Below are 5,785 nucleotides of genomic sequence, written 5' to 3' on the forward strand. Positions count from 1 at the left end.
GCAATTTTTAATATTGTGGAAAAATATGAAGCAGCAGGAAAACAAATTCATTTAAAGCATTTAAGTGAAGAATGTAAAGAGCTATTGTATAAATCGAGCCCTAAATTTAAGGAGGTAATAATTGAAGATATTGATGATCCTAGATATCATTTAGCTGCAAATCCTGAAAGTTTTACCAAAGGATTGTTTGAAAAGTAAAAATATTATTGATTTTCTAGAAAAGAATTCCAATCTTTTTTAGTATTCAAATTTAAAATAACAGCCCTATCAAAAACTTCAACTGTTGAAATTTTGATAGGGTTTACTTTTTTTAGTTGATGATCTAATCTGCTATCAGCTTTTGTTGCATCTAAATCCAATAAACTACTCCAAACATTCTCACTCAATTTTATAGGATGCCCATTTTTACCTTTGTAATTAGGTATTACAATATCATTTTCAGTTAAAATAATTTCATTTAATTCCGTAGTATTTAAAATAGGAATATCAATATGGTTTAAAATGATAGTTGATTTTTCAGGAACTTTTTTTAAAACAGTTTGTAATGTTGAAAATGAACCTAATTCTGGTGTGTTATTAATTATAACTTTTATGATTAAATTTTGATAATTTACAAAATCAGTTATAGCATTTTTAAGCCAAGGAATAGCTTCAAAATAATGTTGTGAGTGAAATCCTAAACCAATATAAACTTCTTGTATTGTTAAATTTGAAATTCTGTTAAGTTGTTCTAATATCCAATAATTATTATTAAATTTTAACAAACCTTTGTCGGTTCCCATGCGTTCAGATTTCCCTCCAGCAAGTAACACAAAAACTGGTTTATTTTTCATAATAAACCTTTAATAATTCCGCAGCTATACTTATGGCTATTTCTTTGGGAGTATTTCCACCTAAATCTAAACCAATTGGACAATGAACAGGTGAAATTCCTGGTTCAAAATTCAATTCATTTCTTAGCATATTGTTAAATTTATTTTTCTTGGTTTTACTGCCAATTAAGCCAATATATTTAGTTTGTTGGTGCAATGCCAAAGCAGTAATTTCAAAATCTAATTTATGATCGTGTGTTAAAATTACAACATAACAATTTGGCCCCCAATTTATGGTTTGTTTGTATAAATCAAAGTCAACATTAGAAAACGTAATACTTTTGTCTAAAGAAATAGTTTCTTTCCAATTTTTACGAACATCTAATAGCGTAATATTAAATGGAGTATTTTTTAAAATGTCACAAATTTCAACGCCAATATGTCCGGCGCCAAAAATATATAATTCAGGAGATTGATTCATAGGTTCAATAATTAATTCAACTTTTCCACCGCAACATTGTTCAAATTCAGGGCCCAATGTATATGCAAATTCTTTTATTTTATTTTCTTTTAGAGCAATAATTGCTTCATCAATTACTTGAAATTCTAATTTGCCGCCACCAATAGTTCCAAATATTTCTTTATGTTTAGTAACAATCATTTTTGACGCAACTTTACAAGGAGCCGACCCTAAAACTTTAGTTACAGTAACTAAAGCAATAGGTTGCTTTTTAATTTTAAAATCGTAGAGAAAATCAATCCAATTATTCATTTAAATTTTCAAAATAAATTAAACTAATCCGTAATCACTCAACGGTAAATTATAATATCTTTTTCCAGTTGCTTTATATATTGCATTTACAATTGCTGGTGCAATTACAGGAACTCCAGGTTCGCCAACTCCAGTTGGATTTTCAGTGCTTTCTACAATTTCAACATTAATTTTAGGAGTTTCATGCATTCTTATCATTTTATAATCGTGATAGTTTCCTTGTTCAATTGCACCGTCTTTTGCAGTTATTTTTCCATAAAAAGCTAAGGACATTCCAAAAATTGCAGAACCTTCCATTTGCGCAATTACTGTATTTTTATTAACTACTAAACCACAATCAATAACTGTATGAACCTGATGAACTTTTAACTTTCCATCAATTACCGAAACTTCAACAACAGAAGCAACATAAGAATTAAAACTATAATGCACAGCCAAACCTTGTGCGTGACCTTCGGGTAAATCTTTTCCCCAATTTGCATTTTTTGCAGCTAGTTTTAATACATTTTTTAGTCTTCCGGTTTTAAAAGGAATGGAATCATTTGGATTTACAATTCTATCATCACCAATTAAATCTAATCTAAACTCTAACGGGTCTTTTTTTGCAGCAGCGGCTAATTCATCGGCAAAAACATTGATGGAAAAACCGTGTGGAATGTTTATTACTGAACGCAACCAACCAATTCGCACATGAGCTGGAGCTTTTCCAACTTCAATTTTAATATTCTCTACATCAAAAGGAATTCCAGAAGCACTGTTAATTTCAAATCCAGCGGCATAATCAACTCCAGGCGAAAAAGTAGAAGTTATTGATGGCAATGCAAACCTATGTAGCCACCCTGTAACTTTTCCATTTTTATCAAGTGAAGCTTTTAAATATTGTGCGCTAACAGTATGATAATATCCGTGTTGAATATCATCTTCTCTAGACCAAACTACTTGAGCTGGAGCGTTAATTGCTTTTGAAATTGCAACTGCTTCAACCACATAATCTGGTTTAGATTTTCTTCCAAATCCACCACCTAAAAAAGTAACATTTACTGTAACATTTTCTTCAGGAACTCCTAAATACGCTACAACTTCTGCTCTTGAAGCTTGTGGTTCTTGTGTTGGAGCCCAAACTTCGCAAGTTTCACCTTTTACCCAAGCAACAGCATTGGGAACTTCCATTGGAGCGTGCGATAAATGCGGAAGTTGAAATGTACTTTCAACAATTTTAGCACCCTTTTTAAAAGCCTTATTTACATTTCCAATGGTGTTAGCAACCTTACCTTGTTTGTGAACATTTTTGGTAATTTGACTCATGTATTTTTCAGAATCATACACTTTATTATTGCCAAAATCCCATTCAATTTTTAAGGCATCTCTTCCTTTAAAAGCGGCCCACGTATTTGTTGCAATTACTGCTATTCCGCCAAGTGCTCCAAAAGGGCGCTCAATTCTTGGAATTTCAATTACATCCAAAACTCCATTAATTTTTAACGTTTCTGTTTTGTCGAAAGATTTAACAGTTCCAAAAGTTACTGGACAACGTGCAATTGCTGCAAATTTCATAGCGGGCAATCGTTTATCTAAACCAAAAATGGCATTTCCAGTTACATAATCATCAACATCAATACTTTTTAATTCTTTCCCAATGTATTTAAAATCTTTAGGATCTTTTAATTTAACATCAGTTGGCACTTCTAAAGTTTTTGCTACTTCTACCAAATCGCCAAAAGTTATTTTTTTACCACTTGAATGAACAATGGAATGATTTTCTGCAATACACTCACTTTCAGGAACATTCCAAGTTTGTGCTGCGGCAGTAATTAACATTGCTTTAGCTGTTGCTCCCATTAAGCGCATTGTTTCAAATAGGTATCTAATACTTCTTGAACCATCGGTATTTTGATCGCCGTATTTTTTATCTCCTGTAGCTTGTTTAATAGAAACTCGGCTCCAATCAGCTTCCATTTCATCAGCAATAACTGAAGGAAGTGATGTTCTAACTCCGTTACCCATTTCCGATCTTGATGCAACTAAAATTAAACTTCCATCAGAATTAAGTTGAACAAATAAATTTGGGTTGAAATTAATGATACTTTTAGGTTCCTTTTCTTTGTCTGAAAATATAGAAGTATTACAAGCTAAAATTAATCCGCCAGAAGCCAAACCAATACTTTTAACAAAACTTCTTCTACTTATATTTTGAATTTTCTTCATAATTAGTTTTGTTTATTAAGGTTAACTGTTCTGTTTATGGCATTTTTTATGCGCTGATAGGTTCCGCATCTGCAAATATTCCCAATCATAGCTTCATCTATTTCTTCATCTGTTGGATTTGGATTTTTATCTAACAAAGCTGTAGCTGCAATTAATTGTCCTGGTTGACAAAAACCGCATTGTGGAACATTCAGTTCCATCCATGAATCTTGTAATAATTGTAAATTTTTTGATGTTCCTTCAATAGTAATAATGCTTTTTCCTTCGGCTGCTGAAACGGGAATCATACATGATTGTACTGGAGAATTATCAAGTAGTACTTTGCAAGAACCGCAAACACCAATTCCGCAGCTATATTTGGTTCCGGTTAATCCAACAACATCTCTAATTGCCCATAATAAAGGCATTTCTGGATCAACATCTATGGTGTGCGATTTTCCATTTATTTGAAGTGTAATCATTGTAAAAATTTAATATAGTTAGTGATAATTCAACAATTTAAGTAATTTTTTATAAACATATTTTTCCTAAATTCTATTTAACAGATTCTTAACGAAAATTAAAAGCATGAGAAAAACACGAAATTTTGGCAATTAAAGGGTATTATAAAAAGGTTTCAATTACCTCTCCGGGTTGCATATTTTTAAGGTGAAAGTTACCAATTCTAACTCTTACTAAGCGTAAAGTAGGATAGCCAACTGCAGCAGTCATTTTCCTAACTTGTCGAAATTTTCCTTCAGTTAAGGTAATAGAAACCCAACTTGTTGGACCGTGTCTTTCATCTCTAATTTTTTTACTTCTAATAGGTAAATTTGGATTAGTATCTAATTTAAATGCTTTGCATTTATTTGTAATATATTTTTGGCTGTGAATACCAATTTCAACGCCATTTTGCAGTTGTTCAATAGCTTGTGGTGTAATATCTCCATCAACTTGTGCAAAATATTCTTTTTCATATTTTTTACTTCGTATTAATTCACTCATATTTCCGTTGGTAGTAAGTAAAAGTAAACCTTCAGATTGTTCATCTAAACGGCCAATAGCCATAATTTTTTCTGGGAAATTGTGAAATTCGCCTAATAACTTTTTCTTGTGTTTACTTATGTCATTATTAGTAAACTGACTTAAATAACCAAAAGGTTTATAAATTAAAAAGTGTTGATGGATTTTAGATTTTTCCATTTAAAATGTTAAAAACAAGTTCTTTAGTAAGCGTTTTACCATTGGCTTTTTTGCGTATATCTTCAAAATTAAAACGGAAATTACAACCATTTTTGTATTCGCTGCAACCATACGCAGTATTTCCTTTTATAACAGTTCCTTTTTTGCATTTAGGACATGTTAAAGTATCTGGAATTTTTGTGTTTTTATTCGATTTTTTTTCTTCTAAAATAAGTTTAAAATCATCGTTAAATCTAACCAAACCTTCAACTTCTATATCATTTTTTTTGAAGCCTTTTAAATTTACTGTACAACCTTTTTTAAGTAATCTGATATATTGATTTTCAGATATTTTTTTATCTAAAAAAGTAAAAGGTAAAATAAATTTACAGCCGTTTTTATAATTGCTACATCCGTAAGCCGATGAACCTTTTAATAGCGTTCCGTCTTTACATTTTGGGCATTTTTCAGCAGTAATTCCTTTTGTTTTTTTTGTTTTGTTATTTTGCGATGTGGTAGTGTTAATTTTTGAAGTTGTTACAGCAGAAATATTGGCTCGTACAGTTTCTGAACGAACTTCGTAAACTAAATTTTCTACCATACTCTTCATGTTTTTTATAAAAAGTGCAGCGTTAAAATTTCCTTTTTCAATTTCTTTTAACTGTTTTTCCCATAAACCAGTTAATTCAGCCGATTTTAATAACTCATTTTGAATGGTATCAATTAATTGAATTCCTGTTGGTGTTGGATAAATTAATTTTTTTCTGCGCTCTATATATTTTCTTTTAAAAAGTGTTTCAATAATATTTGCACGGGTTGATGGTCTTCCAATACC

6 protein-coding genes and 1 pseudogene are annotated in these 5,785 nt (G+C 30.9%); 1 reads left to right on the forward strand and 6 read right to left on the reverse strand.

Annotated features, from left to right (window positions below; all coding sequences use genetic code 11):
• Positions 1-198, forward strand: a pseudogene (locus tag ABY298_RS14365) (sodium-independent anion transporter); the annotation flags it as partial.
• Positions 199-203: 5 nt separating this feature from the next.
• Here the strand turns inward: ABY298_RS14365 and ABY298_RS14370 are convergent.
• From ABY298_RS14370 to ABY298_RS14395, 6 genes are all read right to left on the reverse strand, one after another.
• On the reverse strand, positions 204-833 hold the full coding sequence (locus tag ABY298_RS14370; protein WP_372746748.1) for an NTP transferase domain-containing protein: 630 nt from the start codon (positions 831-833) through the stop codon (positions 204-206).
• Positions 823-1,584, reverse strand: coding sequence for a xanthine dehydrogenase accessory protein XdhC (gene xdhC / locus ABY298_RS14375; protein ID WP_372746749.1), 762 nt, complete (start codon positions 1,582-1,584; stop codon positions 823-825). The genes ABY298_RS14370 and xdhC overlap by 11 nt, the downstream gene beginning before the upstream one ends.
• An 18-nt stretch (positions 1,585-1,602) precedes the next feature.
• Entirely contained in the window at positions 1,603-3,789 is a 2,187-nt protein-coding gene (locus ABY298_RS14380; RefSeq protein WP_372746750.1) for a molybdopterin cofactor-binding domain-containing protein, read from the reverse strand.
• Positions 3,790-3,791: 2 nt separating this feature from the next.
• Positions 3,792-4,250: a (2Fe-2S)-binding protein gene (locus ABY298_RS14385; RefSeq protein WP_372746751.1), complete on the reverse strand. Its 459-nt coding sequence runs from the start codon at positions 4,248-4,250 to the stop codon at positions 3,792-3,794.
• 142 nt (positions 4,251-4,392) lie between these two features.
• Positions 4,393-4,971 (reverse strand): pseudouridine synthase, encoded by a 579-nt coding sequence (locus ABY298_RS14390; RefSeq protein WP_372746752.1) that lies wholly within the window; start codon positions 4,969-4,971, stop codon positions 4,393-4,395.
• Positions 4,958-5,785 (reverse strand): DNA topoisomerase (locus tag ABY298_RS14395; RefSeq protein ID WP_372746753.1); only part of this gene is annotated, 828 nt, incomplete at its 5' end. The genes ABY298_RS14395 and ABY298_RS14390, both read right to left, overlap by 14 nt.

This window comes from Lutibacter sp., from assembly GCF_041596795.1.
Classification (GTDB): domain Bacteria; phylum Bacteroidota; class Bacteroidia; order Flavobacteriales; family Flavobacteriaceae; genus Lutibacter.